Source organism: Variovorax sp. P1_G12 (assembly GCF_056405555.1).
In genome coordinates, this window is the sequence record NZ_JBFUBW010000050.1 from 1 (window position 1) to 25,170 (window position 25,170).

At 69.0% G+C, this 25,170-nt stretch carries 22 protein-coding genes; 7 read left to right on the forward strand and 15 right to left on the reverse strand.

Annotated features, from left to right (window positions below; translation table 11 throughout):
- The 3 genes from AC1D2O_RS34555 to AC1D2O_RS34565 all read right to left on the reverse strand — a co-directional run.
- On the reverse strand, positions 1-314 hold a 314-nt coding region (locus AC1D2O_RS34555), incomplete at its 3' end, for an electron transfer flavoprotein subunit beta/FixA family protein (protein ID WP_478158676.1).
- A 138-nt stretch (positions 315-452) separates the two neighbouring features.
- Positions 453-1,733 (reverse strand): mechanosensitive ion channel family protein, encoded by a 1,281-nt coding sequence (locus AC1D2O_RS34560; protein WP_478090756.1) that lies wholly within the window; start codon positions 1,731-1,733, stop codon positions 453-455.
- Between the two features lie 28 nt (positions 1,734-1,761).
- The gene (locus AC1D2O_RS34565; protein ID WP_478090764.1) at positions 1,762-2,715 is read right to left on the reverse strand and encodes a histone deacetylase family protein; all 954 of its coding nucleotides are present in this window, start codon (positions 2,713-2,715) and stop codon (positions 1,762-1,764) included.
- A 75-nt stretch (positions 2,716-2,790) separates the two neighbouring features.
- On the opposite strand from AC1D2O_RS34565, the gene AC1D2O_RS34570 reads away from it, so the two are divergent.
- The 5 genes from AC1D2O_RS34570 to AC1D2O_RS34590 are packed head-to-tail and all read left to right on the forward strand — an operon-like array spanning position 2,791 to position 8,450.
- Positions 2,791-3,711 (forward strand): AAA family ATPase, encoded by a 921-nt coding sequence (locus AC1D2O_RS34570; protein ID WP_442287614.1) that lies wholly within the window; start codon positions 2,791-2,793, stop codon positions 3,709-3,711.
- On the forward strand, positions 3,708-4,712 hold the full coding sequence (locus tag AC1D2O_RS34575; protein ID WP_478158677.1) for a DUF58 domain-containing protein: 1,005 nt from the start codon (positions 3,708-3,710) through the stop codon (positions 4,710-4,712). The genes AC1D2O_RS34570 and AC1D2O_RS34575 overlap by 4 nt, the downstream gene beginning before the upstream one ends.
- Positions 4,706-6,697 carry a transglutaminase TgpA family protein gene (locus tag AC1D2O_RS34580; RefSeq protein ID WP_478158678.1) on the forward strand — a complete coding sequence of 664 codons (1,992 nt, stop codon included), beginning with the start codon at positions 4,706-4,708 and terminating at the stop codon, positions 6,695-6,697. Before AC1D2O_RS34575 ends, AC1D2O_RS34580 begins: the two co-directional genes overlap by 7 nt.
- Before the next feature lie 53 nt (positions 6,698-6,750).
- Positions 6,751-7,830 carry a lytic murein transglycosylase B gene (mltB, locus tag AC1D2O_RS34585; protein ID WP_478089288.1) on the forward strand — a complete coding sequence of 360 codons (1,080 nt, stop codon included), beginning with the start codon at positions 6,751-6,753 and terminating at the stop codon, positions 7,828-7,830.
- Entirely contained in the window at positions 7,830-8,450 is a 621-nt protein-coding gene (locus AC1D2O_RS34590) for an HD domain-containing protein (protein WP_478089289.1), read from the forward strand. Before mltB ends, AC1D2O_RS34590 begins: the two co-directional genes overlap by 1 nt.
- A gap of 65 nt (positions 8,451-8,515) precedes the next feature.
- Here AC1D2O_RS34590 and AC1D2O_RS34595 read toward each other — a convergent pair whose 3' ends face one another.
- The 7 genes from AC1D2O_RS34595 to glpD form a co-directional block, all read right to left on the reverse strand.
- Positions 8,516-10,246, reverse strand: coding sequence for an ABC transporter substrate-binding protein (locus AC1D2O_RS34595; RefSeq protein WP_478089290.1), 1,731 nt, complete (start codon positions 10,244-10,246; stop codon positions 8,516-8,518).
- 92 nt (positions 10,247-10,338) lie between these two features.
- The gene (locus AC1D2O_RS34600; protein ID WP_478089291.1) at positions 10,339-10,647 is read right to left on the reverse strand and encodes a DUF2160 domain-containing protein; all 309 of its coding nucleotides are present in this window, start codon (positions 10,645-10,647) and stop codon (positions 10,339-10,341) included.
- Between the two features lie 2 nt (positions 10,648-10,649).
- Positions 10,650-11,462: a carbohydrate ABC transporter permease gene (locus AC1D2O_RS34605; protein ID WP_442287608.1), complete on the reverse strand. Its 813-nt coding sequence runs from the start codon at positions 11,460-11,462 to the stop codon at positions 10,650-10,652.
- Entirely contained in the window at positions 11,459-12,349 is an 891-nt protein-coding gene (locus AC1D2O_RS34610) for a carbohydrate ABC transporter permease (protein ID WP_478089292.1), read from the reverse strand. Before AC1D2O_RS34610 ends, AC1D2O_RS34605 begins: the two co-directional genes overlap by 4 nt.
- A 61-nt stretch (positions 12,350-12,410) precedes the next feature.
- Positions 12,411-13,478, reverse strand: a complete 1,068-nt coding sequence (locus AC1D2O_RS34615) for an ABC transporter ATP-binding protein (protein ID WP_478089293.1) — start codon at positions 13,476-13,478, stop codon at positions 12,411-12,413.
- 1 nt (position 13,479) lies between these two features.
- Positions 13,480-14,553 carry an ABC transporter ATP-binding protein gene (locus AC1D2O_RS34620; RefSeq protein ID WP_478089294.1) on the reverse strand — a complete coding sequence of 358 codons (1,074 nt, stop codon included), beginning with the start codon at positions 14,551-14,553 and terminating at the stop codon, positions 13,480-13,482.
- Positions 14,544-16,208, reverse strand: a complete 1,665-nt coding sequence (glpD, locus tag AC1D2O_RS34625; RefSeq protein ID WP_478089295.1) for a glycerol-3-phosphate dehydrogenase — start codon at positions 16,206-16,208, stop codon at positions 14,544-14,546. Before glpD ends, AC1D2O_RS34620 begins: the two co-directional genes overlap by 10 nt.
- Before the next feature lie 99 nt (positions 16,209-16,307).
- Between glpD and AC1D2O_RS34630 the strand changes: the two genes are divergently transcribed.
- A complete protein-coding gene (locus AC1D2O_RS34630) occupies positions 16,308-17,078 on the forward strand; it encodes a DeoR/GlpR family DNA-binding transcription regulator (protein ID WP_478158679.1) in 771 nt (256 codons plus the stop codon).
- Positions 17,079-17,089: 11 nt separating this feature from the next.
- Positions 17,090-18,583, forward strand: coding sequence for a glycerol kinase GlpK (gene glpK / locus AC1D2O_RS34635; RefSeq protein WP_478158680.1), 1,494 nt, complete (start codon positions 17,090-17,092; stop codon positions 18,581-18,583).
- Between the two features lie 44 nt (positions 18,584-18,627).
- Here glpK and AC1D2O_RS34640 read toward each other — a convergent pair whose 3' ends face one another.
- From AC1D2O_RS34640 to AC1D2O_RS34660, 5 genes are all read right to left on the reverse strand, one after another.
- Positions 18,628-19,584, reverse strand: a complete 957-nt coding sequence (locus tag AC1D2O_RS34640; protein WP_478089298.1) for an alpha-E domain-containing protein — start codon at positions 19,582-19,584, stop codon at positions 18,628-18,630.
- Between the two features lie 15 nt (positions 19,585-19,599).
- The gene (locus tag AC1D2O_RS34645; protein WP_478158681.1) at positions 19,600-21,096 is read right to left on the reverse strand and encodes a circularly permuted type 2 ATP-grasp protein; all 1,497 of its coding nucleotides are present in this window, start codon (positions 21,094-21,096) and stop codon (positions 19,600-19,602) included.
- Between the two features lie 102 nt (positions 21,097-21,198).
- Complete coding sequence (locus AC1D2O_RS34650; protein WP_478158682.1) at positions 21,199-23,280, reverse strand: acetate--CoA ligase family protein; 2,082 nt, start codon at positions 23,278-23,280, stop codon at positions 21,199-21,201.
- 18 nt (positions 23,281-23,298) lie between these two features.
- Entirely contained in the window at positions 23,299-24,093 is a 795-nt protein-coding gene (locus AC1D2O_RS34655) for an oxepin-CoA hydrolase, alternative type (protein ID WP_478094328.1), read from the reverse strand.
- Positions 24,093-25,001 (reverse strand): tripartite tricarboxylate transporter substrate binding protein, encoded by a 909-nt coding sequence (locus AC1D2O_RS34660; protein WP_478094330.1) that lies wholly within the window; start codon positions 24,999-25,001, stop codon positions 24,093-24,095. Before AC1D2O_RS34660 ends, AC1D2O_RS34655 begins: the two co-directional genes overlap by 1 nt.
- Positions 25,002-25,170 lie beyond the last annotated feature (169 nt).

The following is a 25,170-nucleotide window of genomic DNA, read 5'->3' on the forward strand; positions in this document are numbered from 1 at the left end:
ACCAGCGCCTTCAGCAGCTTGGCCACGGCCAGCGGCTGCAGTTCCTCGGTGCTCTCCACCAGGATGGCGCGGTCGGCGCCGATGGCCATCGCGGTGCGCAGGGTCTCCTGGCACTTCGCGTCGCCGCACGAGACCGCGATGATCTCGGTGGCCACGCCCTTTTCCTTCAGGCGCACCGCCTCTTCGACGGCGATCTCGTCGAAGGGGTTCATGCTCATCTTCACGTTGGCAATGTCCACACCGGTGCCATCGCTCTTCACGCGCACCTTGACGTTGTAGTCGACGACCCGCTTGACGGGGACAAGAATCTTCATTGGTTTGACTCCATTGAATTGCGAAATCGGGGCTTCCAGGCAACCAGCGATTTTAGGCGCCGGCCTCCGCGAGGACTGTTCATTTCGATCAGGGACGCTTCAGGCTCAAAGAAAAAGAACGGTCGTGCTTTTTTATGATTATAGGCGAGCCGCCGCGACCGGAGAAGGGCCGGCCGGAAGCGACTCGACACGCACCACGCGCTGCGGGCTCGGAATGACGATGCCGGCCTCCCGCAGGCCGTCGAGGATCGAAACGTTGATTGCCGAGCGCAGGTTGTCCCTGCCCTTGTCCGGGTCGGAGACCCAGAAGTTGAGCGTGAACTCGAGACCGTCCGGCGCGAAATTGAGCAGGAAGGCGACCGGCGCCGGATCCTTCAGCACGCGCGGCTGCTCGGCCGCCGCACCGCAAAGAATGGCCTGCACCCGCGCCACGTCGCTGTCGTAGCCGACCACGATGGCGGTCGTGATGTTGAACTTGAGATCGGCCAGCGAGAGGTTCTCGACCCGGCTCGTGATCAGCGACTCGTTCGGCACGATCGACTCGCGGCCATTGCCCGCTCTCACCAGCGTGTAGCGGGTCTTGATGTCGGTGATGCGGCCCTCGAAGCCATCGACGCGGACGTTGTCGCCGATGCGGATCGAGCGCTCGAGCAGGATCACGAAGCCGCTCACGTAGTTGGCCGCCAGCTTCTGCAGGCCGAAGCCGAGGCCGACCCCGAGCGCGCCGCCCAGCACCGACAGCGCGGTCAGGTCCACCCCCACCGCCGACAGCGCGAAAAGCAGGCCGATCAGCAGAAGAAAGGCGCGGATCGCGTTCGATGCCACCTTGCGCATCGACAGGTCGGCCACCGCCTCGCGCAGGATTCGTTTCTCGATGGTCTGCGAGACCCACAGGGCGATCACCAGCACCAGGCCGGCAGAAAAGATGCCGTTCAGGATGGTGCGCAGGCTGACGCCCGGGCGGCCGAAGGCCAGGGTGATCTCGTCGAGTTCGGCCAGCACCGGCTGCAGCAGGCCGACGATCCAGAGCACGGCGCCGATCCAGGCCAGCCACGAGATGGTGCGCTCGACCAGCCGTGCCATCGCGGAGGTCGGAAACACGGCGCTCAGCACGCGGGCGAAGAAGCGGATCGCCAGCAGCGACACGAACACCGACACCGCGATGCGCAGCACCAGCACCGGCTGGTAGACCAGGGTGGCGCGCCGCGCCAGGTCGGTGAAGACCAACGCCAGCAGCGGCCACAGCAGGCCGTCGATGGTGCGCTGGCCGAACCAGATCGAATCCTTGGGCTGGTCGCGGCCGAACCAGCGACAGACAGCCCAGGCCAGCAGCACGCAACCGAACAGGATGGCGACCTCGATCCAGACGCTGCGGGCCTCGATCTGCGAAAGCTTCTGGGTGAACTCGGTGAAATTCATCGACGGCCAGGGCCCTTGTCAACAGGCCCTAGAGATCGGCGAGGACGCGCAGATGCTCCTCGACGCTGCGCGCCAGGGCGTCGAGGTTGTAGCCGCCCTCGAGCATCGAGACGATACGGCCCTTCGAATGCCGGCGCGCGACGTCCATCACCCGGCTGGTGATCCAGCCGAAGTCGTGCTCGTTGAGCCTGAGCTGACCCAGGTCGTCGTCGCGGTGGGCGTCGAAACCGGCGCTGACGAAGATCATCTGCGGCTTGAACTCCTCCAGGCGCGGCATCCAGCAGGTCTCGATCAGCTCGCGCACATCCATGCCCTTGGTGTAGGCCGGCACCGGCAGGTTGAGCATGTTCGGCGCCGGGTGCTCGGTGCCGCTGTAGGGGTAGAAGGGATGCTGGAAGATGCCGACCATCAGCACCCGCGGGTCATTGCTCAGGATGTCCTCGGTGCCGTTGCCGTGGTGGACGTCGAAGTCGACCACCGCCACCCGCTCCAGGCCGTGCTCCTCGATCGCGTGGCGCACCGCGATCGCGACGTTGTTGAAGAAGCAGAAGCCCATGGCCTTGTCGCGGCAGGCATGGTGGCCGGGCGGACGCACGGCGCAAAAGGCGTTGTCGATCGCGCCCGCGATCACCGCATCGGTGGCCGCGATGGCGGCGCCGGCCGAGCGCCGGGCCGCCAGCACGGTGAAGCGGGTGAGCGTGGTGTCGGGGTCGATCTGCGCATGGTCCGGCCCGCCGGCCGGGGCGTCCTCGATCAGGCGCTGGCTCAGCGCCTCGAGGTGCTCCATGTGGGCGACGCTGTGCGCGCGCGTGATCTGCGGCAAGGTGGCCAGCGGCACCTCGATGCGCTCCAGTGCGTCGCCGACGCCGGTGACGAGCAGCCGGTCCTCGATCGCATCGAGCCTGGCCGGGCATTCCGGATGGCCCGGGCCCATGTCGTGCTTCCAGCAGTCGCGGTGTGTGAAGTAGCCGGTTTTACCCATGGATCGAATCACGTCGTAGCCTTACGCGGCATGGGCCCGCCGGGCTTACGGTATTGTTTGCATATGGATACAAAAATGGACGTAGCCGCAAAGCTCGCCAGTCTGCTCGGCCAGCTTAACACGGTGATCGTGGGCAAAGAGGCGCAGGTGCGCGACTGCGTGGCCTGCCTGCTGGCGGGCGGCCACCTGCTGATCGAGGATGTGCCGGGGGTCGGAAAGACCACCCTGGCGCACGCGCTGTCGCACACCTTCGGGCTGCAGTTCTCGCGCGTGCAGTTCACGGCCGACCTGATGCCGGGCGACCTGTCGGGCGTCGCGATCTACGACCGCGGCCAGCAGGCCTTCGTGTTCCACCCCGGGCCGATCTTTGCCCAGGTGCTGCTGGCCGACGAGATCAACCGCGCCAGTCCCAAGACCCAGAGCGCACTGCTGGAGGCGATGGAGGAGAAGCAGGTCACGGTCGAGGGCGAGACCCGGCCGCTGCCGACCCCCTTCTTCGTCATCGCGACCCAGAATCCGCACGACCAGCTCGGCACTTTCGCGCTGCCCGAATCGCAACTCGACCGCTTCCTGATGCGCATCTCGCTCGGCTATCCCGACCGGGCCGCCGAACGCGAACTGCTGGCGGGGGCCGACCGGCGCGAGATGCTGGCCGGACTGCCGGCGCTGCTGACCGCCGGCGAACTCACGGCGCTGCAGCAGCGCGTGCTGCAGGTGCACGCCTCCGAGCCGCTCCTAAACTACGTGCAGGACCTGATGGCCGCCACCCGCTCGGGCCGCTGGTTCCTGCAGGGCCTGTCGCCGCGCGCCGGCATCGCGGTGCTGCGCGCCGCCAAGGCGCAGGCGCTGCTGGCCAACCGCGACTACGTGGCGCCGGACGATGTCCAGGCCGTGCTGCCGCAGACCGTCGCGCACCGGCTCACGCCGGTCGGCGACGCCGGCCGCGGCGCGGTCGAGCAGGTGCGCGCCATGATCGCGGCGGTGCCGCTGCCGTGACGACGCCGGCGCCGGCCCGCAGCTGGCTCGCCGGGCGCCGGGCGCCGCTGCGCGCGCGCATCGACCGCTGGTTCCTGGCGCGCCGGCCGCCCTCGGATGCGCTCGAACTGACGCAGCGCAACGTCTACATCGTGCCGACGCGGGCGGGCTGGATGCTGGCGGCCACTCTATTGCTGCTGCTGGTCGCATCGATCAACTACCAGCTCAACCTGGGCTACCTGCTGACCTTCCTGCTGGCGGGCAGCGTGGCGGTCGGGATGCACGTGTGCCATGGCACGCTGCGCGGCCTGGCGATGCACCTGATGGCGCCCGAGCCGCGCTATGCCGGGGCCGCCGCGGTGTTCCGCGTGGTGCTCGACAACACGCGCCGCAGCACGCGCTACGGCATCGGCCTCGCGGTGCACCGCAGCGGCCAGTGGGCCTGGTGCGACGTGCCGGCCGAAGGCAGCGCCACGGTCGAGGTGGCCTTCAAGCCAAGGCGCCGCGGCCTGCATCCGGTGCCGACGCTGACCGCCGAAACCCGGTTTCCGCTCGGCACCTTCCGCGTCTGGACCGTGTGGCGGCCGGCCTCGCAGGTGCTGGTCTATCCGGCGCCGGAGGTCCATCCGCCGCCGCTTCCGGCGGGCGAGCCGGCCGGCCAGGCCGCGTCGGCCGCGCTGCGCACGCATCTGGCGGGCGAGTACGACGGCGTGCGGGCCTACAGGCGCGGGGACCCGCTGAAGCTGGTGGTGTGGAAGCGCGCGGCCCAGGCGCAGGCCGCGGGCTCCGAGGACCTGGTGAGCCGCGACACGCAACAGGCGCAGCGGCAGGAACTCTGGCTCGACGCCCAGGCGGCGGGCCTGCCCGACTCGGAGGCGCGCCTGTCGCGGCTCTGCGCCTGGGTGCTGATGGCGGATCGGCTGGGCGTGGACTATGGCCTGCGCGTCGCGGGCCGCGTGGTGGCGCCTTCGCAAGGCGAAGCCCACAAGCGGCAGTGCCTCGAGGTGCTGGCCCTATGCTGAACGCGAGGCTCCAGGCCCTGCCGCGGGACGCCAGGGACACGCTCTTTCTGCTGGCCGTCATCGGCCTGATCCTGCTGCCCCAGATCTCCAACCTTCCGTGGTGGTGCAGCACGCTCGCCGCCATCGTGCTGTTCTGGCGCGGAACGCTGGCGGTCCAGGCCCGCCCGCTGCCGGGCAAAGGCTGGCGCATCGCCCTCCTCGCGCTGACGCTGGTCGCCACCTACGCGACCCATCGCACGCTGCTGGGCCGCGACGCCGGCGTCACGCTGGTGGTGATCCTGCTGGCGCTCAAGACGCTGGAGCTGCGCGCCCGGCGCGACGCCTTCGTGATCTTCTTCCTGGGCTTCTTCACGATGCTCACGAATTTCTTCTATTCGCAGTCGCTGGTGACGGCCTGCGCGATGCTGCTGGCGCTGCTGGGCCTGCTGACCGCGCTGGTCAACGCCCACATGCCGGTGGGCAAGCCGCCGCTCGCCCAGGCCGCCCGCACGGCCGGCTGGATGGCGCTGCTGGGCGCGCCGATCATGCTGGTGCTGTTCATGCTGTTTCCGCGCATGGCGCCGCTGTGGGGCACGCCGAACGACGCCATGACCGGACGCACCGGGCTGTCGAACACGATGCGCGTGGGCGCCATGGCCGAGCTCGCGCTCGACGAAGGCATCGCCGCGCGCATCCGCTTCGACGGCGACCTGGTACCGCCGCGCGCCACCCTCTACTTCCGCGGACCGGTGCTGACGCAGTTCGACGGCCGCGAGTGGACCGCCCCGCTGCCTTTCTCGCGCAGCTTCGTGCCGCAGAATCTGCGGGTGCGCGGTCCGGCCACCGGCTACGAGGTCACGCTCGAACCCGCCAACCGGCCCTGGGTGCTGACGCTGGACGCCGCGTCGAGGCGGCCCGAGCTGTCCGACTACGAGTTGTTCGCGACGCCGGAGCTGCAGTGGATCGCGAACCGCCCGATCGGCGACCTGGTGCGCTACCGGGCCGAGAGCTTCACGCAGTTCGAGAGCGGCCCGACGCGCCGCACCGCGGCGCTGCAAGGCTACGTCGCGCTGCCGGCCGGCTCGAACCCGCGCACGGTCGCGCTGGCGGCGCAGATGCGCGCCGACCCGGCGCTGGCCGGCGCCGCCACGCCGGCGCTGGTGCAGAACGTGCTGCAACGGCTGCGCAACGGCGGCTACGCCTACACCCTCGAGCCCGGCCTCTATGGCGACGACACCGCCGACGAGTTCTGGTTCGATCGCAAGGCCGGCTTCTGCGAACACATCGCCTCGGCCTTCGTGGTGCTCATGCGCGCGCTCGACATTCCGGCGCGCATCGTCACCGGCTACCAGGGCGGCGAGCTCAACGGGGTCGACAATTACTGGGTGGTGCGCAACAGCGATGCCCATGCCTGGGCCGAGGTCTGGGAAGAAGGCCCGGGCTGGGTGCGGGTCGACCCCACCGGCGCGATCTCGCCCGACCGGGTCGGCCAGTTCCGCCGGCTGTCGCCGCAGCCCGGACTGATCGCCGGCGCGATCGGGGCCATGAACCCGACCTTGTCGCAGAACCTGCGCGCCGCCTGGGAGGCGGTCAACAACGGCTGGAACCAGTGGGTGCTCAACTACACGCAGAGCCGGCAGCTGGACCTGCTCAAGACCCTCGGCTTCACCGCGCCCAGCCTGCAGGACCTGGCACTGGTGCTGCTCGCTCTGCTCGTGGTCGCCAGCCTCGCGGGCGCCGGCTGGACACTCTGGGAGCGCAGCCAGCACGACCCCTGGCTGCGGCTGCTGGCCCGGGCCCGCGCGCGGCTCGCGCGGGCCGGCGTCGAGGTGCCCGAAGGCGCATCGCCGCGCCAGATGGCGGCGCTGCTCGCGGACCGCTTCGGCAGCGGCGCGGAGCCGGTGCAGCAATGGCTGCTGCGCCTCGAGGCGCAGCGCTACGCGAAGGCGCCGGCCGACGCGCTGCCGGCCCTGCGCAGCGAGTTCCGCCGGCTCGCGTGGCCGTGAAACCACTGGTGTCGTTTCACGGCAGATTCCGCGCGAGCGGCACAATCGGCACGATGCGACGCCTTTTTTCCCACGCCCTGCCGGCCGCCCTGCTGCTGTCGGCCACCTTCCTCTCGGCGGCACCCGCTTCGGCCCAGAACGCGCCCGACAAGCGCAGCGCCACGGTGCGAGGCGGCATTGCCTACGCCACGCGCGAGGACGCGATGCAGTTCGCCGACGAGGTGGCGGCGCGCCGCAACCTCGACCCTGCCTGGGCGCGGGCCACCATCGGCAACGCCCGGCAGCTGCCGAACGTCCCGCGCCTGATGCTGCCGGCGCCGAGCGGCACCCCAAAGAACTGGCAGACCTACCGCAGCCGCTTCATCGACCCGGTGCGCATCGCCGCCGGCGTGCGCTTCTGGCGCCAGAACGCCGAGACGCTGGCGCGGGCCCAGGCGACCTACGGCGTGCCGCCCGAGATCATCGTCGGCATCGTGGGCGTCGAGACCATCTACGGCCGCAACATGGGCAACTTCCGCGTCATCGACGCGCTCGCCACCCTGGCCTTCGACTTCCCGCAGGCCCATCCGCGCGCCGCCGAGCGCCAGGCCTTCTTCCGGGGCGAGCTCGAGAGCTTCCTGAGCACCGAGAGCCGGACCGCCGAGGATCCGACGGTCCCGGTGGGCAGCTACGCGGGCGCCATGGGCATGCCGCAGTTCATGCCGAGCAGCATCGCGAAGTACGCGGTCGACTTCGACGGCGACGGCCGCATCGACCTGGTCAGGAACACGGCCGACGTGATCGGCTCGGTGGCGAGCTACTTCAAGGCCTTCGGCTGGCAGCCGGGCATGCCGGCGATCTTCCCGGTGAGCTTCGACGAGGCGCGCCTCAAGAAGGCGGTGCTGCTGGGGCCGGACATCGTGCCGACCTTCAGCGCCGATGCCTTCGTCGCCGGCGGTGCGGTGCTGTACGGCGAGGCGCTCAAGCACCGGGGCCTGCTGGCCCTGGTCGAGCTGCAGAACGGCTACGACGCACCGAGCTACGTGGCCGGCACCCAGAACTTCTATGTCATCACGCGCTACAACTGGAGCAGCTACTACGCCATGTCGGTGATCGACCTGGGCCGCGAAGTGCAGGCCGCGATGGAGCAGTGATGGAGGCGCAGGCGCTGCGCGCGTCCTGGACCGGCGCCTGGCGCGATCTCGGCGTCCAGAGCCCCGACACGGCGTTGTTCGACGCGCTGCTGGCGCGCTACGACGAGCCGCAGCGGGCCTATCACACGCGCCAGCACCTGGCGGAATGCCTGCTTCACTTCGAGCGCGAACGCGGCCAGGCCGAGCGCCCGGGCGAAGTCGCGCTGGCGCTCTGGTTTCATGACGCGATCTACGACCTTGACCGGCACGACAACGAGGCGCGCAGCGCCGACTGGGCGCGGCAGGCGCTGCTCGGCGCAGGCGTCGCGCCCGAAGCCGCCGAACGCGTGCACGCGCTGGTCATGGCCACGCGCCACGATGCCGCCCCGGCAGGCAACGACGCCCGTCTTCTCGTCGACATCGACCTCGCGATCCTCGGCGCCCCGCCCGAGCGCTTCGCCGAGTACGAGCGCCAGATCCGCATCGAATACGCGCACGTCCCGCCCGAGGTCTTCGAGCCGCGGCGGCGCGAGATCCTGAGCCGCTTCCTGGCCCGCGACCCGCTCTATCTCACGGCGCCGATGCGAGCCCGGCTCGAAACCACCGCGCACCTCAACCTCCAGCGGGCAGTCGACCCCTGAGTCCGGCCGGCGCAGCCAGGCCCGTTGGGCGCCCGGACACGAAGTGCCGGGCAACCTGGGGCGAGCTACCTGACTTTGCCTTCCTTCCATGCGGTGAGCAGCTTGTTGTAGTCGATGGTCTCGCCCTTCGGCTTCTCGTTCGCCAGCTTCTTCCACGGCGCGTGCTCGTCGCTCAGCATCTTGGCCGGGTCGCCCTTCGGCGCCAGCTTGGGCGCGCACTTGGCCATGCCTGCGCGCTCCAGGCGGCCCATCACGTTGTCCATCTCCTCGGCCAGGTTGTCCATCGCCTTCTGCGGCGTCTTCTCGCCGGTCACGGCCTCGGCCACGTTCTTCCACCAGAGCTGCGCCAGCTTCGGGTAGTCGGGCACGTTGGTGCCGGTCGGCGTCCAGGCCACGCGCGCCGGGCTGCGGTAGAACTCGATCAAGCCGCCGTACTTGTTGGCGTTCTGCGTGAAGTACTCGTGGCGGATGTCGCTCTCGCGGATGAAGGTCAGGCCCACGACGCTCTTCTTGGCCGAGACCGTCTTGGAGGTCACGAACTGCGCGTACAGCCAAGCGGCCGCCGTCTTGTTGGCGTCATGGGCCTTGAAGAAGGTCCACGAGCCGACGTCCTGGTAGCCGTTCTGCATGCCCTCCTTCCAGTACGGACCGTTCGGGCCGGGCGCCATGCGCCACTTCGGCGAGCCGTCGGCATTGACCACCGGCAGGCCGGCCTTGGTCATGTCGGCGGTGAATGCCGTGTACCAGAAGATCTGCTGCGCGATCTGCCCCTGCGCCGGCACCGGCCCGGCTTCGCCGAAGGTCATGCCGGTGGCTTCCTTGGGCGCGTACTTCTTCATCCAGTCGATGTACTTGGTGAGCGCATAGACCGCGGCCGGCGAGTTGGTCGCCCCGCCGCGCGCCACGCTGGCGCCGACCGGCGTGCACTTGTCGGCCGCGACCTTGATGCCCCATTCGTCGACCGGCATGCCGTTCGGGATGCCCTTGTCCGCCGTGCCGGCCATCGACAGCCAGGCATCGGTGAAGCGCCAGCCCAGCGACGGGTCCTTCTTGCCGTAGTCCATGTGGCCGTAGATCGGCTTGCCGTCGATGGTCTTGACGTCGACGGTGAAGAACTCGGCGATGTCCTCGTAGGCGCTCCAGTTGAGCGGCACGCCGAGGTCGTAGCCGTACTTGGCCTTGAACTTGTCCTGCAGGTCCTTGCGCCCGAACAGATCGGCGCGGAACCAGTACAGGTTGGCGAACTGCTGGTCCGGCAGCTGGTAGAGCTGGCCGTCGGGCGCGGTCGTGAAGCTGGTGCCGATGAAGTCCTTGACGTCGAGCCCCGGGTTGGTCCACTCCTTGCCGGCGCCCGCCATGTACTCGCTCAGCGACAGGATCTTGCCGTAGCGGTAGTGGGTGCCGATCAGGTCGGAGTCGGAGATCCAGCCGTCGTAGATCGACTTGCCCGACTGCATCGAGGTCTGCAGCTTCTCGACCACGTCGCCTTCCTGGATGATGTCGTGCTTGACCTTGATGCCGGTGATCTCCTCGAAGGCCTTGGCCAGCGTCTTCGATTCGTACTCGTGGGTGGTGATGGTCTCCGACACCACCGCGACCTCCTTCACGCCCTTGTCCTGCAGCTTCTTGGCGGCGTCGATGAACCATTTCATCTCGGCGGCCTGCTGCTCCTTGTTGAGGCTCGACGGCTGGAACTCGCTGTCGATCCATTTCTTGGCCTCCGCTTCCCCGGCCCAGGCGCTCTGCAAGGCGAGAGTCGCCGCGGCCAGGGCCATTGCTGTGGTGCGAAACTTCATGGTTGTCTCCTCGATGCGCTTCCCGGTTCTTGCAGATCCGGCTCCGGGAAAGCGGAAGAGCCGGTCCGGTGACAAAGAGAAGGTGAGACGGCTCAGCCCTTTCGCATGACCAGGGCCAGCACGCCCATGGACAGCACGAAGCTGATCCAGATCGAGGGCTCGGCCTCGAGACCCAGCCATTCCTGGAACCTGCCCGCCAGGCCGATGAAGATCAGGTTGATGTAGGCCGCGATCAGAAGGCCGATGAAGAGCCGGTCGCCGCGCGTGGTCTCCAGCGGCAGCCAGCCGCGGCGCAGGGTGGTGGGCGACTTGAGCTCCCACACGGTCATGCCGGCCAGCATCAGCGCGATGCAGGTGAAGAAGACGGCCACCGGGGTGGTCCAGACCATCCAGTCGAACATGATCAGACCCTCCCCATGGCGAAGCCCTTGGCGATGTAGTGCCGCACGAACCAGATCACGATCGCGCCCGGCACGATGGTCAGCACGCCGGCGGCCGCCAGCGTCGCCCAGTCCATGCCCGAGGCGCTCACCGTGCGCGTCATCGTCGCCACGATCGGCTTGGCGTTCACGCTGGTCAGGGTGCGCGCCAGCAGCAGCTCGACCCAGCTGAACATGAAGCAGAAGAAGGCCGCGACGCCGACGCCGGCCTTGATCAGCGGCAGGAAGATGGTGAGGAAGAAGCGCGGGAACGAATAGCCGTCGATGTAGGCGGTCTCGTCGATCTCGCGCGGAATGCCGCTCATGAAGCCTTCGAGGATCCAGACCGCCAGCGGCACGTTGAACAGCAGGTGCGCCAGCGCCACGCCCAGGTGCGTGTCCATCAGTCCGACGGTCGAATAGAGCTGGAAGAAAGGCAGCAGGAAGACCGCCGGCGGCGTCATGCGGTTGGTCAAGAGCCAGAAGAACACATGCTTGTCGCCGAGGAAGGTGTAGCGCGAGAAGGCATAGGCCGCCGGCAGCGCCACCGTGAGCGAGATCACGGTGTTGATTCCGACGTAGATCAGGCTGTTGATGTAGCCCGAATACCAGGACTCGTCGGTGAAGATGCGCCGGTAGTTCTCCCAGGTGAAGCTCTGCGGGAAGAACGAGAAGCTCGACAGGATCTCCTCGTTGGTCTTGAAGCTCATGTTGACCATCCAGTAGATGGGCAGCAGCGCGAACAAGAGATAGAGCACGAGGAAGATGCTGCGCTTGCGAAAGCGCCGTTCGTTCATTTCTCCTCCTCCACGTCGAGCGTGCCGACGCGCAGCATCCAGTTGTAGAGCACGAAGCACAGCAGCAGGATGATCAGGAAATAGATCAGCGAGAAGGCCGCCGCCGGACCCAGGTCGAACTGCCCCACCGCCTTCTGCGTCAGGTACTGGCTCAGGAAGGTGGTCGCGTTGCCGGGCCCGCCGCCGGTCAGCACGAAGGGCTCGGTGTAGATCATGAAGCTGTCCATGAAGCGCAGCAGCACCGCGATCACCAGCACGCCGCGCATCTTCGGCAGCTGGATGTAGCGGAACACCGCGAACTTGCTGGCGCCGTCGATGCGCGCCGCCTGGTAGTAGGCGTCGGGGATCGATCGCAGGCCGGCGAAGCACAGCAGCGCCACCAGCGGCGTCCAGTGCCAGACGTCCATCAGCAGCACCGTGAGCCAGGCGTCGCGCGCGTTGCCGGTGTAGCTGTACTCGATGCCCAGCTTCTGCAGCGTGTAGCCGAAGAGCCCGATGTCGGCGCGGCCGAAGATCTGCCAGATGGTGCCGACCACGTTCCATGGGATCAGGAGCGACAGCGCCACCACCACCAGCACCGCGGAAGACTTCCATCCGGTGGACGGCATCGCCAGCGCGAGGCAGATGCCCAGCGGGATCTCGACCACCAGCACCGCGATCGAGAAGCCGAGCTGGCGCCACAGCGCCGCGTGCAGCTCGTCGTCGCGCATCACGGCGGCGAACCACTCGGTGCCGACGAAGACGCGCCTTTCGGGCGAGATGATGTCCTGCACCGAGTAGTTGACCACGGTCATCAGCGGCACGATGGCCGAGAAGGCCACGCACAGCAGCACCGGCAGCACCAGCCACCAGGCCTTCTGGTTCAGCGGCTTGTTGTTTCCGTTCATTGGAGCACCTCCATGCTTCGCATTGCGGTGCGAGCTTGCTTGGGGCGGCCCGGCGCTGCGCTCATACAAGCACCTCGTCGCGGTAGAAGCAGCTCTTGCGGCCGAGCACCCGAAGCCAGACCGTGGCGCCGGGCGCGGGAACCACCGCGTCCGACGCCAGTCGCGCCTTCACCACGCTGTCGCCGAGCCTGGCGCTCAGCATCAGGTGGGTGCCGACGTCCTGCAGCTGCGCCACGGTGGCGGGCACGGCGCCCGGCGCGCCCGGCTCGACCAGCGCCACGTACTCGGGCCGGATGCCGAGCTTGAGCGCGCCCTCGGGCAGTTCCCGGGTGGCGGCCAGCCGGGCGCCCGCGATCTCGAGCGTTCCGCCGGCACTCTGAACCGGCAGGAAGTTCATTCCCGGCGAGCCGATGAAATCGCCCACGAAGGTATGGGCCGGCCGTTCGAAAAGCGCCTCGGCGCTGCCGATCTGCACCGCCTTGCCGCGCGTCATCACCACCACCTCCTCGGCGAAGGTCAGCGCCTCCACCTGGTCGTGCGTGACATAGATCAGCGTCAGCTTGAGCTCACGGTGGATCTGCTTGAGCTTGCGCCGCAGCTGCCACTTGAGATGGGGGTCGATCACGGTCAGCGGCTCGTCGAACAGCACCGCGGAGACGTCGCTGCGCACCAGGCCGCGCCCGAGTGAAATCTTCTGCTTGGCATCGGCTGCGAGGCCGGCCGCACGCTGGTTGAGCTGGCCGCTCATGTCGAGCATCTCGGCGATCTCGCCGACGCGCTTCCTGATCTGCTCGGCGGGCATGTTGCGGTTGCGCAGCGGGAAGGCGAGGTTCTGCGCCACGGTCATGGTGTCGTAGATCACCGGGAACTGGAACACCTGCGCGATGTTGCGCTGCTGCGGGGTCTCCAGCGTCACGTCGCGGCCATTGAACTTGACGCTGCCCTTCGACGGCGCCAGCAGGCCCGAGATGATGTTGAGCATCGTGGTCTTGCCGCAGCCCGAGGGGCCCAGCAAGGCATAGGCGCCGCCGTCCCTGAAGCTCATCTTGAGGGGCAGCAGCGCGTAGTCGCTCTCCTGCGCCGGGTTCGGGCGGTAGGCGTGCGCCAGGTCGAGGTCGATGCGGGCCATGTCACCCCCTCTTGCGCCAGGCCGGCGCGAGCGCGAGCCGTTCGCCGGCATCGAACACATAGGCCTGCGACGCGTCGAAATACAGCGTGATCGCCGTGCCGAGCTCGAAGCGGTGCACGCCGGTGAGCTGCGCCACCAGTTCGCCCACCAGCGTCTCCACGTGCACGAAGGTGTCGGAGCCCGAGATCTCGGCCAGCTCGACCTTGCCGGGCAGCGCGATGTCGCCCTCGCTCGCGCCGACGTTGAGCGCACTGGCGCGCAGGCCGACGCTGACCGCGCCCTCGACGCCGGCCGGCAGGGCCAGCGGCAGCAGCGGGCCGCCCTCCAGCTGCACGCCACCCGCGGCGGCCCGCCCGGGCATCAGGTTCATCGGCGGATCGCTGAAGGCGCGCGCCACCCGCAGCGACTGCGGCGCATGGAAGACCTCGGCGGTCGGCCCGTACTGCAGCAGTTCGCCGGCATCCATCACCGCGGTGTAGCCGCCCAGCAGCAGGGCCTCGCCGGGCTCGGTGGTGGCGTAGACCACGGTCGAGTCGCCGGTCGCGAAGAGCTGGGTGAGTTCCTCCCTGAGGCCTTCGCGCAGCTTGTAGTCGAGGTTGACCAGCGGCTCGTCGAGCAGCATCAGCGGGGCATTCTTGGCCAGTGCGCGCGCCAGCGCCACGCGCTGCTGCTGCCCGCCCGAGAGCTCGGCCGGATAGCGGTCGAGGAACATGCCGATGTGCAGCTTGTCGGCCAGTTCGCGCACCCGGGCATCGATGTTCTTCTCGCCGCGCAGCCGGAGCGGCGAACCGATGTTCTCGGCCACCTTGAGCGAGGGGTAGTTGATGAACTGCTGGTAGACCATCGCCACGTTGCGCTCGCGCACCGGCACGCCGGTCACGTCCTGGCCGTCGACCCGCACCTGGCCTTCGGTCGGCGCGTCGAGGCCGGCCATCAGGCGCATCAGGCTGGTCTTGCCGGCCTGCGTGGCGCCCAGCAGCACCGTCACCGCGCCGCTCTTCGGCGCGATGCTCTGCGGGTAGAGCCAGGTCTGCGGGCCCTGCTTCTTGGTGACGCGCTCGAGTGTCAGCTGCATGGGACTCCTTCCTTCGAACGTGCGTGCCTGTGCATCCAGGCGCTCACCTGGTCGCGCTGCTGCGGCGTGAAGCGCAGGCCCAGCTTGGACCGGCGCCACAGCACGTCGTCGCCGCTGCAGGCCCATTCCTGGTCGCGCAGGTAGTGCAGTTCGCGCTCGTGCAGGCCGGGTGCGACGGCCGGCCCGAAGTCGGCCATCGACGCGGCGTCGCCGACCACTTCGGAGATCCGGGCGCCGTAGGCCCGTGCCAGCCGGCGCGCCAGCGCCGCCTCGAGCCAGGGATGCCGTGCCTGCACCGCCGCCACGAAGCGCTCGAAATCGTCGTCGGGCCGCGAGCCGCGCGTGGTGGCGCCGATCCAGCCCGACAGGTCGCCGCCGGCCATGAAGGCGCCATCGGTCCACGCGGGCCGGGTTTCGCCGAGCATGCGCCCCACTTCGTCGGCCGCATCCTCGGCCAGCTTGCGGAAGGTGGTGATCTTGCCGCCCCAGACCGACAGCAGCGGCGCCGCCGTGGTGTTCGACTCGAGCAGGTAGTCGCGCGTCACGGCGGAGGGGTCGCCCGACGCGTCGTCGAGCAGCGGGCGCACGCCGGAGTAGGTCCAGACCACGTCCGACGGCTGCACAGGCTTGGCGAAGTAGCGGCTGGCCTGGGTGCAGAGGTAGTCGATCTCGTCCTTGCTGATCCGCGCCGCGCCAGGGTCGTCGCCCTGCAGCTCGATGTCGGTGGTGCCGATCAGCGTGAAGTCGTCCTGGTAGGGAATCGCGAAGATGATCCGCTTGTCGGGGTTCTGGAAGATGTAGGCGTGGTCATGGCCGAAGACCCGCGGCACCACGATGTGGCTGCCCTTCACCAGCCGCAGGTGCCGGGTCGCCAGCGCCTCGCCGTGCACCGGGCGCGCCACGCCGCGCAGGAAGGCCTCGGCCCAGGGCCCGGCGGCATTCACCACCGCGCGGGCCCGCACGGTGCGCTGCCCGTCGGGGCCATCGAGCACGGCGGTCCAGCCCTCGGTGCCGCGCTGCGCGCTGATGCAGCGCGTGCGCGTCAGCACCTCGGCGCCGCGCGCGCGGGCGTCGAGCGCATTCAGCACCACCAGGCGCGCATCGTCCACCCAGCCGTCCGAATAGACGAAGCCGCGCTTGAACTCGGGCTTGAGCGGCGCGCCGGCCTCGTGCCGGCGCAGGTCGATGGTGCGCGAACCCGGCAGCACCTCGCGCTTGGCCAGGTGGTCGTACATGAACAGGCCGATGCGGATCATCCAGGCCGGCCGCATCGACGGGTCGTGCGGCATCACGAAGCGCAGCGGCCACATGATGTGCGGCGCGCTCTTGAGCAGCACCTCGCGCTCCTGCAGCGCCTTGCGCACCAGCGAGAACTCGTAGTACTCGAGATAGCGCAAGCCGCCGTGGATCAGCTTGGTCGACGACGAAGACGTGTGGGCGGCGAGGTCGTCCTTCTCGCACAGCAGCACGCGAAAGCCGCGGCCCGCGAGATCCCGCGCGATGCCGCAGCCGTTGATGCCGCCGCCGACGATCAGCACGTCGCAGTCGGCGGCGGAGTCGGTCGGTGACGAGACGGTGGCGCTCACGGCAATGGGTTCCGATGCGATGGGGTTCAGTCCGCGTTCAAGGGATTTTTCGCTTTCGAATCTTTTCATTCTGGTTCCTTATGGCGCGATTTTCTTCGGCGTTAACCCTGAAGTCCATTCGTTTTGTTTCGTTATAAAGTAGCGAGCGCTCCATTTGTCTTTTCCCCCGTGAATTCCAACCCCCGCCAGCTCAAGCTGCTGAACACCGTGCGCTCGCGCGGCTCGATCACGGTCGAACAGCTCGCCGAGATGCTCGGCGTGACGCTCCAGACCGTGCGCCGGGACGTCCAGCGGCTGGCCGACGAAGGCCTGCTGACGCGCTTCCATGGCGGCGTGCGCGTGCCCAGCTCGACCACCGAGAACATCGGCTACCGGCAGCGCGAGACCCTGCACGCCGAAGGCAAGGCGCGCATCGCGCGCGCGGTGGCGGCGCGGGTGCCGAACGACTGCTCGCTGATCCTCAACATCGGCACCACCACCGAGGCGATCGCCAAGGCGCTGCTGCACCATCGGGGGCTGCGCGTGATCACCAACAACCTCAACGTCGCGAGCATCCTGAGCGACAACCCGGCCTGCGAGGTGATCGTGGCGGGCGGCTCGGTGCGGCTGCGCGACCGCGCCATCGTGGGCGAGGCGACGGTCGACTTCATCCGCCAGTTCAAGGTCGACATCGCGCTGATCGGCGTCTCGAGCATCGAGGACGACGGCACGCTGCGCGACTTCGACCTGCGCGAGGTGAAGGTGGCCCAGACCATCATTTCGCAGGCGCGCGAGGTCTGGCTCGCGGCCGACGCGAGCAAGTTCAACCGGCCCGCGATGATCGAGCTGGCAAAGCTGTCGCAGATCGATTGCCTGTTCACGGATGCGGAGCCGCCTCCCCCCTTCCCCGAACTGCTGGCGCAGGCGCAAGTGCGCTGCGAGATCGCTCGCGAGACCTGAAGGACCCTTCCATGACCTACCTGCTGGCCCTCGACCAGGGCACCTCCAGCTCACGCAGCATCGTCTTCGACAGCCAGGGCCGCATCGTGGCCGTCGCCCAGCGGGAGCTGACGCAGATCTACCCGCAGCCCGGCTGGGTCGAGCACGACCCGATGGAGATCTGGGCGAGCCAGCTGGCCACCGCGCGCGAGGTGCTGGCCAAGGCCAGTATCGAGGCCGGCGACATCCATGCGCTCGGCATCACGAACCAGCGCGAGACCACGCTGCTGTGGAACCGCAAGACCGGCCAGCCGGTGCATCACGCGATCGTCTGGCAGGACCGCCGTGCCGAGCCGCTGTGCGCCCAGTTGCGCGCCGACGGCATGGCCGACGCGATCCGCGAGAAGACCGGCCTGGTGATCGACGCCTACTTCTCGGGCACCAAGCTGCGCTGGCTGCTGGACAACGTGGCCGGTGCGCGGGCCCAGGCCGAGCGCGGCGAACTCGCCTTCGGCACGGTCGACAGCTGGCTCGTCTGGCAGCTCACCGGCGGCAAGGTGCACGTCACCGACGTCAGCAACGCTTCGCGCACGATGTTGTTCGACGTGCACCGCAACGCCTGGGATGCCGAGCTGCTGCGGGCGCTGCGCATCCCGGCCTCGCTGATGCCCGAGGTCAAGCCGTCGAGCGCGCACTTCGCCGACACCGACGCGGCCTTGCTCGGACGCAGCCTGCCGATCGGCGGCGTCGCGGGCGACCAGCAGAGCGCCCTCTTCGGCCAGGCCTGCTTCGAGGCCGGCATGGCCAAGAACACCTACGGCACCGGCTGCTTCCTGCTGATGCACACGGGCGGCGCGTTCCAGCCTTCGCACAACGGGCTGCTGGTGACCAGCGCGGCGCAGACCAGCGCCACGCCGCAGTTCGCGATGGAAGGCAGCGTCTTCGTCGGCGGCGCGGTGGTGCAGTGGCTGCGCGACGGCCTGAAGGCGATCCAGGGCAGCGCCCAGGTGCAGTCGCTGGCCGAGAGCGTGCCCGACGCCGGCGGCGTGATGATGGTGCCGGCCTTCACCGGCCTCGGCGCGCCCTACTGGAATGCCGATGCGCGCGGCACCATCACCGGGCTGACGCGCGGCACCACCGTGGCGCACATCGCGCGCGCAGCGCTGGAGAGCATTGCCTACCAGAGCGCCGCGCTGCTGCAGGCCATGAGCCGCGACGCGGTCGCCGCCGGCGGCGCACCGGTGGCCGAACTGCGGGTCGACGGCGGCGCCTGCGTGAACGACCTGCTGATGCAGTTCCAGGCCGACCTGCTGGGCATCCCGGTGGTGCGGCCCGAGGTCACGGAAACCACGGCGCTGGGCGCCGCCTACCTCGCCGGGCTGTCGACCGGCGTCTACGCCGACGTGGCGCAGTTGTCGAAGCTGTGGCGCATCGAGCGGCGCTTCATGCCGACCCTGAGCCGGGCGAAGGCGGACGAGGCGATGGGGCGCTGGGAGCTGGCGGTGCGGCGGGCGACGCTGGTGTGATTCTGGTCAACGCCGATCAGGTCCCGTGAAGCTGAAGGCAATCCTCAGTGCCCGGGCACCAGGAAGTCCTGGCTGATCCGCCAGCCCAGCTCGTTCACCCGGTCGAGGAACTGCGTCAGGTAGGCGTGCAGCCCGGTCGCGAGGATCTCGTCGACCGTCGCGTACTGCAGGTCGGCCAATAGCTTGCCGGCGCGGCGCTGGGTCTCGGCGCTCTGCTCGTTCTTGACCATGTCGAGGTTGCTGACCACCTCGTGCAGGCTGGCATGCAATGAACGCGGCATGTCCGGGCGCAGGATCAGCAGCTCGGCCACGCGCTCGGGCTTGATCACGTCGCGGTACACCTTGCGGTAGACCTCGAAGGCCGAGACGCTGCGCAGGATCGCGCTCCAGTGATAGAAGTCGTATTCCTGGTCTTCCTCGGTGGCGGTGCCGAAGAACTCGCTGTTGAGCGCGTGGAACTTGACGTCGACCAGCCGCGCCGTGTTGTCGGCGCGCTCGATGAAGGTGCCCAGCCGCGAGAAGTAGAAGGCCTCGTCCTGCAGCATGGTGCCCAGCGTCACGCCGCGCGAGAGGTGCGAGCGGAACTTGACCCATTCGAAGAACTGCGCCGGATCGCGCTCGAATTCGCCGCTGCGCAGCATCCGGTTGACCTCCAGCCAGGTGGTGTTCTGGGTCTCCCAGGCTTCGGTGGTCAGCGCGCCGCGCACCGCCCGCGCGTTCTCGCGCGCGGCCCGCAGGCAGGAGAGGATCGACGACGGGTTCGACTCGTCCTTGACCATGAACTCCATCACCTCGTCGGGCTTGAAGCCCTCGTGCTTCTCGTTGTAGAGCGGCAGCAGCTCGCTGATCGACAGCAGGCCCTGCCAGCCGTATTGCGCGACCTCGGCCGACTGCGGCAGCAGCGAGGTCTGGTAGTTGACGTCGAGCATGCGCGCGGTGTTCTCGGCCCGCTCGGTGTAGCGCGACATCCAGTAGAGGTGATCGGCGGTGCGTGACAGCATGAGACGTTCCTCCGATCAGGCCACTTGGCTCTGGGTTTGCGACGGCGCCCGAGGCTTGCTGCCGCGGTCGGCCTCGAGGATCCAGGTGTCCTTGGTGCCGCCGCCCTGCGACGAATTGACCACCAGCGAGCCTTCCTTGAGCGCGACCCGCGTCAGGCCGCCGGGCACCATCTGGACTTCCTTGCCCGACAGCACGAAGGGCCGCAGGTCGATGTGGCGCGGCGCGATGCCGGCGTCGACGAAGGTCGGCGAGGTCGACAGGCTCAGCGTCGGCTGCGCGATGTAGCCGTCGGGCTTGGCCAGCACCGCCTTCTTGAAGTCCTCGATCTCGGCCTGGGTCGCGGCCGGGCCGATGAGCATGCCGTAGCCGCCGGCGCCGTGCACCTCCTTGACCACCAGGTCCTTCATGTGGGCCAGGGTGTAGTCCAGGTCGTCCTTGTTGCGGCACATGTAGGTCGGCACGTTCTTCAGGATCGGCTTCTCGCCGAGATAGAACTCGACCATCTTCGGCACGTAGGGGTAGATCGACTTGTCGTCGGCCACGCCGGTGCCGACCGCGTTGCAGATCACCACGTTGCCCTCGCGGTAGGCGCGCATCAGGCCGGCGCAGCCCAGGGTGGAGGTCGGGCGGAACACCTCGGGGTCGAGGAAGTCGTCGTCGACCCGGCGGTAGATCACGTCGACCCGGCGCGGGCCGCGCGTGGTGCGCATGTAGACGAAGTCGTCCTTGACGAACAGGTCCTGGCCCTCGACCAGTTCGACGCCCATCTGCTGCGCCAGGAAGGCGTGCTCGAAGTAGGCGCTATTGTACATGCCGGGCGTGAGCACCACCACGGTGGGCTCGGCGGTGGCCGGCGGCGCCGAGGCGCGCAGGGTTTCCAGCAGCAGGTCGGGGTAGTGGGCGACCGGCGCGATGCGGTTCTGGCTGAACAGCTCCGGGAACAGCCGCATCATCATCTTGCGGTTCTCCAGCATGTAGCTCACGCCGCTGGGCACCCGCAGGTTGTCCTCGAGCACGTAGTACTCGCCGTGGCCCTGGGCATCGGGCGCACGCACGATGTCGATGCCCGAGATGTGCGAGTAGATGTCGTTGGGCACCTTGACGCCCACCATCTCTGGCCGGTACTGGGCGTTGTTCAGGATCTGCTCGGCCGGGATCACGCCGGCCTTGATGATCTCCTGGCCGTGGTAGACGTCATGGATGAAGCGGTTGAGCGCGGTCACGCGCTGCACCAGGCCCTTTTCCATCGAGGCCCACTCGTGCGCGGGAATGATGCGCGGCAGCAGGTCGAAGGGAATCAGCCGCTCGGTGCCCGAGCCGTCCTCGTCCTTCGCGCCGTAGACCGCAAAGGTGATGCCGACCCGGCGGAAGATCATTTCCGCCTCCTCGCGCCGCGAACGCATCACCTCGCCGGGCTGCCTCGCAAGCCATTGGTCGTAACGCTTGTAGTGGCTTCGCACCGCTGCGCCGCTGTAGGGCAGCTGTTCGTACATCTCATCGAATTTGTGCATGGGACGACCAATCTCCTTGACCATAGCTTAGCAAGTTCAAGGCCAAGATCCCGTCCGTCGCGCTCCGGGCCTGCCCGGATGGCGGGTACGGCCGTCGCGTGCTCAGGCTCGCTCGACGAGGGCGTCGAGGACCATGGCGCCCTCCCCCCGGGCGCCCACCAGCACCGGATTGACGTCGATGGAGGCGATCCGTCCCGAGGCCGCGGCGATCAGGCGGCCGACCGCCACGACCACGGCGCACAGGGCGGCGACGTCCAGCGGCGGCTCGCCGCGCACCCCCTCCAGCAGCGGCGCGATGCGCAGCGTGCGCAGGGCCGCGCCGACGTCGGCACTGTCGAACGGCGGCAGCAGCACGGCGACGTCCTGCAGCGCCTCGACATACCTGCCGCCGTCGCCGACCACCACCACCGGCCCGAAAACCGGATCCTGCCGCGCACCGACCATGAACTCGTGCCGGCCGCGGTGCATCGCGGCCACGATCACGCCGTCCTGCGAAGCACCGAGCTCGGCCAGCCGGGTCCATTGCTGCTCGAACAGCGCGGCGGCATCGTCGGCGCTGCGCACGTGCAGCGCCACCAGCCCGTGTTCCGACTTGTGGGGCACGTCGCCCGAGCAGGCCTTGACCACCGCCGGCACGCCCATCGCCGTCCAGGCGTCGCGCGCCTGCCGTGCCGAGCGGCAGAGCCGGTGCGCAACGACCGGAATGTCGCGCGCCGCCAGCAGCGCGAGGCTCTCGGCCTCGTTCATGAATCGGCCGGCCCCCGCCGGCAGCAGCGGCAAGGGTTCGGCCGGCCACGCACGATGCGGCCTGCGCATCAGCGCCGTGTGCGAGGCGAGCTGCGCCAGCACGCCGAGCGCCTCCGACTCGCTGGCGTAGGTCGGGATGCCCCTGGCCTTGAAGGGGGCCGCGACCGAGGCCTGCCAGGCAGCGACCACCACCGGCTTCCCGGTGCCGGCCTCGAACCTGGCCGTGTCGGCGGCGAAGGCTTCCACGTCGTAGCCGGCCCCGGCCACCGGAATGTGGATGAAGAACAGGTCGGCCGCCGGGTCCTGCGCCACCGCCGGCAGCACGTCGCCGAACAGGCCGCTGTTGGACAGCAGTGCCGCCGTGATGTCGATCGGGTTGCTGGCGGTCGCGAAGCCCGGCAGCCTGTCGGCCACGTCCTGGCGCGTCTGCGGCGACAATTCCGCCAGCGGAAGGCCCAACTCCTCGGAAGCGTCCGCGCCCATCACGCAGCTCGCGCCCGAGTTGCTGATCACCACCAGCCGCCGGCCTTCGGGCCGCCAGCCCTTGAGATAGGCCTCGGCCGCCAGCGCCTGCGCATGCGGGTCGCGCACGCGCCAGATGCCGTGGTGCTTGAAGAAGGCATCGACCGCGCGGTCTTCGTTGGCCAGCGAACCGGTGTGCGACGACGCTGCCTTCTGCCCGCTTTCGGAGCGCCCGGCCTTCACGGCGACGATCGGCAGGTCGCGCTCGCGCGCATAGGCTGCGGTGCGGGCCAGCATCCCGGGGTTGGCGATGGTCTCCAGATAGAGCAGCAGCAACTTCACTTCCGGATCGTGGGCGACGGCCCAGGCGAGGTCGGACACGGTGACGTCGGCCTCGTTGCCGGTGGCATGCACATGGCGAACGCCCAGGCCGCGCCCGCGCAGCAGGCCGTAGGCCATGGCGCTCATGCCGCCGCTCTGGCTCACGATGCCGATCGGCCCGTCGGCCGGCGGTACCTCGACGAACAGGGTCGAGAATCCGGCGATGGCGCCATTGCCGAAATTCGCCAGCCCCTGGGTGTTGGGGCCGTAGAGCCGCATGCCCGCGGCCCGCGCCCGGTCGGCCATGGCCTGCTGCACCGCCCGGCCCTCTGCACCCGCCTCGCCGAAGCCGGAGGCGATCACCACCGCGGACTTGACGCCACGCGCGGCGCATTCGTCGACCGCGGCCACGGCCTTGTCGCCGCCAACGATCACCAGCGCCAGGTCGGGCACCTCGGGCAGCGCCGCCAGCGAGCTGTAGCTCTCGAGGCCCTGCACCTCCTGGCGTGCCGGGTTGATCGGGTAGATGCGCCCGCGAAAACCGTGCCGCTGCATGTAGTAGATCGGTCGGCCGCCGATCTTGTGGATGTTCTCGGAGGCGCCAATGACCGCGACCGATTGGGGATTGAGGGCGGATTCGAGCAGATCGGACATGGTTTTCCAGGAAAGGGGCTACCCGCGATGGCGGGCCGAAAGGAAGGCGGCGATGCCATCGCCGCAGTCCTCGCTGTAGAGGCTCTCGACGAAGGCATCGCGCTCGGCGTCGAGCTGCGCCCGGCGCGAGCGTCCGCGCGCGGCGTGCACCAGCTGCTTGATGCGCGCCTGGGCGTCGAAGGGGCCGGCAGCCAGCCGATGCGCCCAGGCCAGCGCCGTTTCGAGCGCCTGGCCGTGCGGCACCAGCCGGTTGACCACGCCCAGCGCATGCAGCCGCTCGGGGCTGCAGACGCCGCCGTCGAGCAGCAGTTCGAGCGCCGCCTGCGGCGGCAAGGCGCGGGCCAGCGAATCGGAGCCGCCGCCGTCGGGCGACAGGGCCACCTTGACGTACGACATCACGAATTTCGCATCCTCGGCGGCGACGATCAGGTCGCAGCCCAGGCACAACGAAAAGCCGCCGCCGGCCGCCGCGCCCTCGACCGCGGCGATCACCGGCTGCGGCGCATCCTGCATCGCCATCACCCAGTCGTGCAGCGCATCGAGGTGCCCGAGCTGTTCCTCGCGCGGCCGGCGGCGCTGGTCGGCCAGTCGCTTCAGGTCGCCGCCGCCGCAGAAATGATCGCCCTCGCCGGCCAGCACGATGGCGCGGATCTGGCGATCGCCCGCGGCCTCGCGCATGAGTTCGGCCGCCGCGCGATAAAGCGACGGATGCATCGCGTTGCGCGCGGCCGGGTTGCTCAGGGTCAGCACGAGCACCGGGCCATCGCGCCGGGACAGCAGGCGCGGGCCGGGGTCGAGGTCCTGTGCGCTCATCAGTCCACCTGGATGTTGGCGGTGCGGACCACGCGCGTCCACTTGTCGATCTCCGCGTGGAGCATCTTCCCGAAGGCCTGCGGCGTGCTCGGCATGGCTTCGGCACCGACCTCGTGCAGTCGCTGCTTGACCTGCGGATCGTCGAGCGCCTTGTTCAGGTCGGCACTGAGGCGCTGAACGATGTCTTTCGGCGTGCCGGCCGGCGCCACGAACGCCGCCCACGAGTACGCCTCGTAGCCAGGCAGTCCGGATTCGGCCACGGTCGGCACGTCGGGCAGCAGCACCGAACGGCGCGCGCTCGCCACCGCGATGGCGCGCACCTTGCCGGCCTTGATCTGCGGCAGGGCCGTGGGCGCATCGCTGAACATGAATTGCACCTGCCCGCCGAGCAGATCGGTCATGGCGGGTGCGCTGCCCTTGTAGGGCACATGCAGCAACCGGGTGCCGGCCTGCATGTTGAACAGCTCGCCGGCCAGGTGCGTGCCACCGCCACTGCCCGAGGATCCGAAGCTCAGCTTGCCCGGCGTCGCCTTGTCCAATGCGATGAGGTCGGCGACGTTGCGCACCGGCACCGCCGGATGCGCGACCAGCACCACCGGAAACATGGCACCGAAGCTCACCGGCACGAAGTCGCGCTCGATGTCGTAGGGCAGCTTGGGCTTCAGGCTCGGCAGCACCGCGTGGTGGATGCTGCACACCAGCAGGTTGTAGCCGTCGGCCGGTGACTTGGCCGCGATCTCGGCGCCGACGATGCCGCCCGCGCCCGCGCGGTTGTCGACGATGGCCTGCTGGCCCCAGATCTCGGACAGCTTGAGCGCGACCGTGCGGGCCGTCGTGTCGACCGGGCCGCCGGGAGGAAAAGGCACGACGAAACGCACCGGCCGGACCGGATAGGCCTGCTGCGCCATCGCCGGCCAGGCGATGGCGGCGGCGGCGCCGGCCAGCCACTGGCGACGGGTGAGCGGCGCGACGGGGGGAGCGATATCCTGGGTATTCACGAGAGCCTCCTTGGGTGAGAAAACCAGGCCGGCGCCGGGCCGCCCCAAGGCGGCCTGCGGCCCCCTCGGGGGGCAGCGA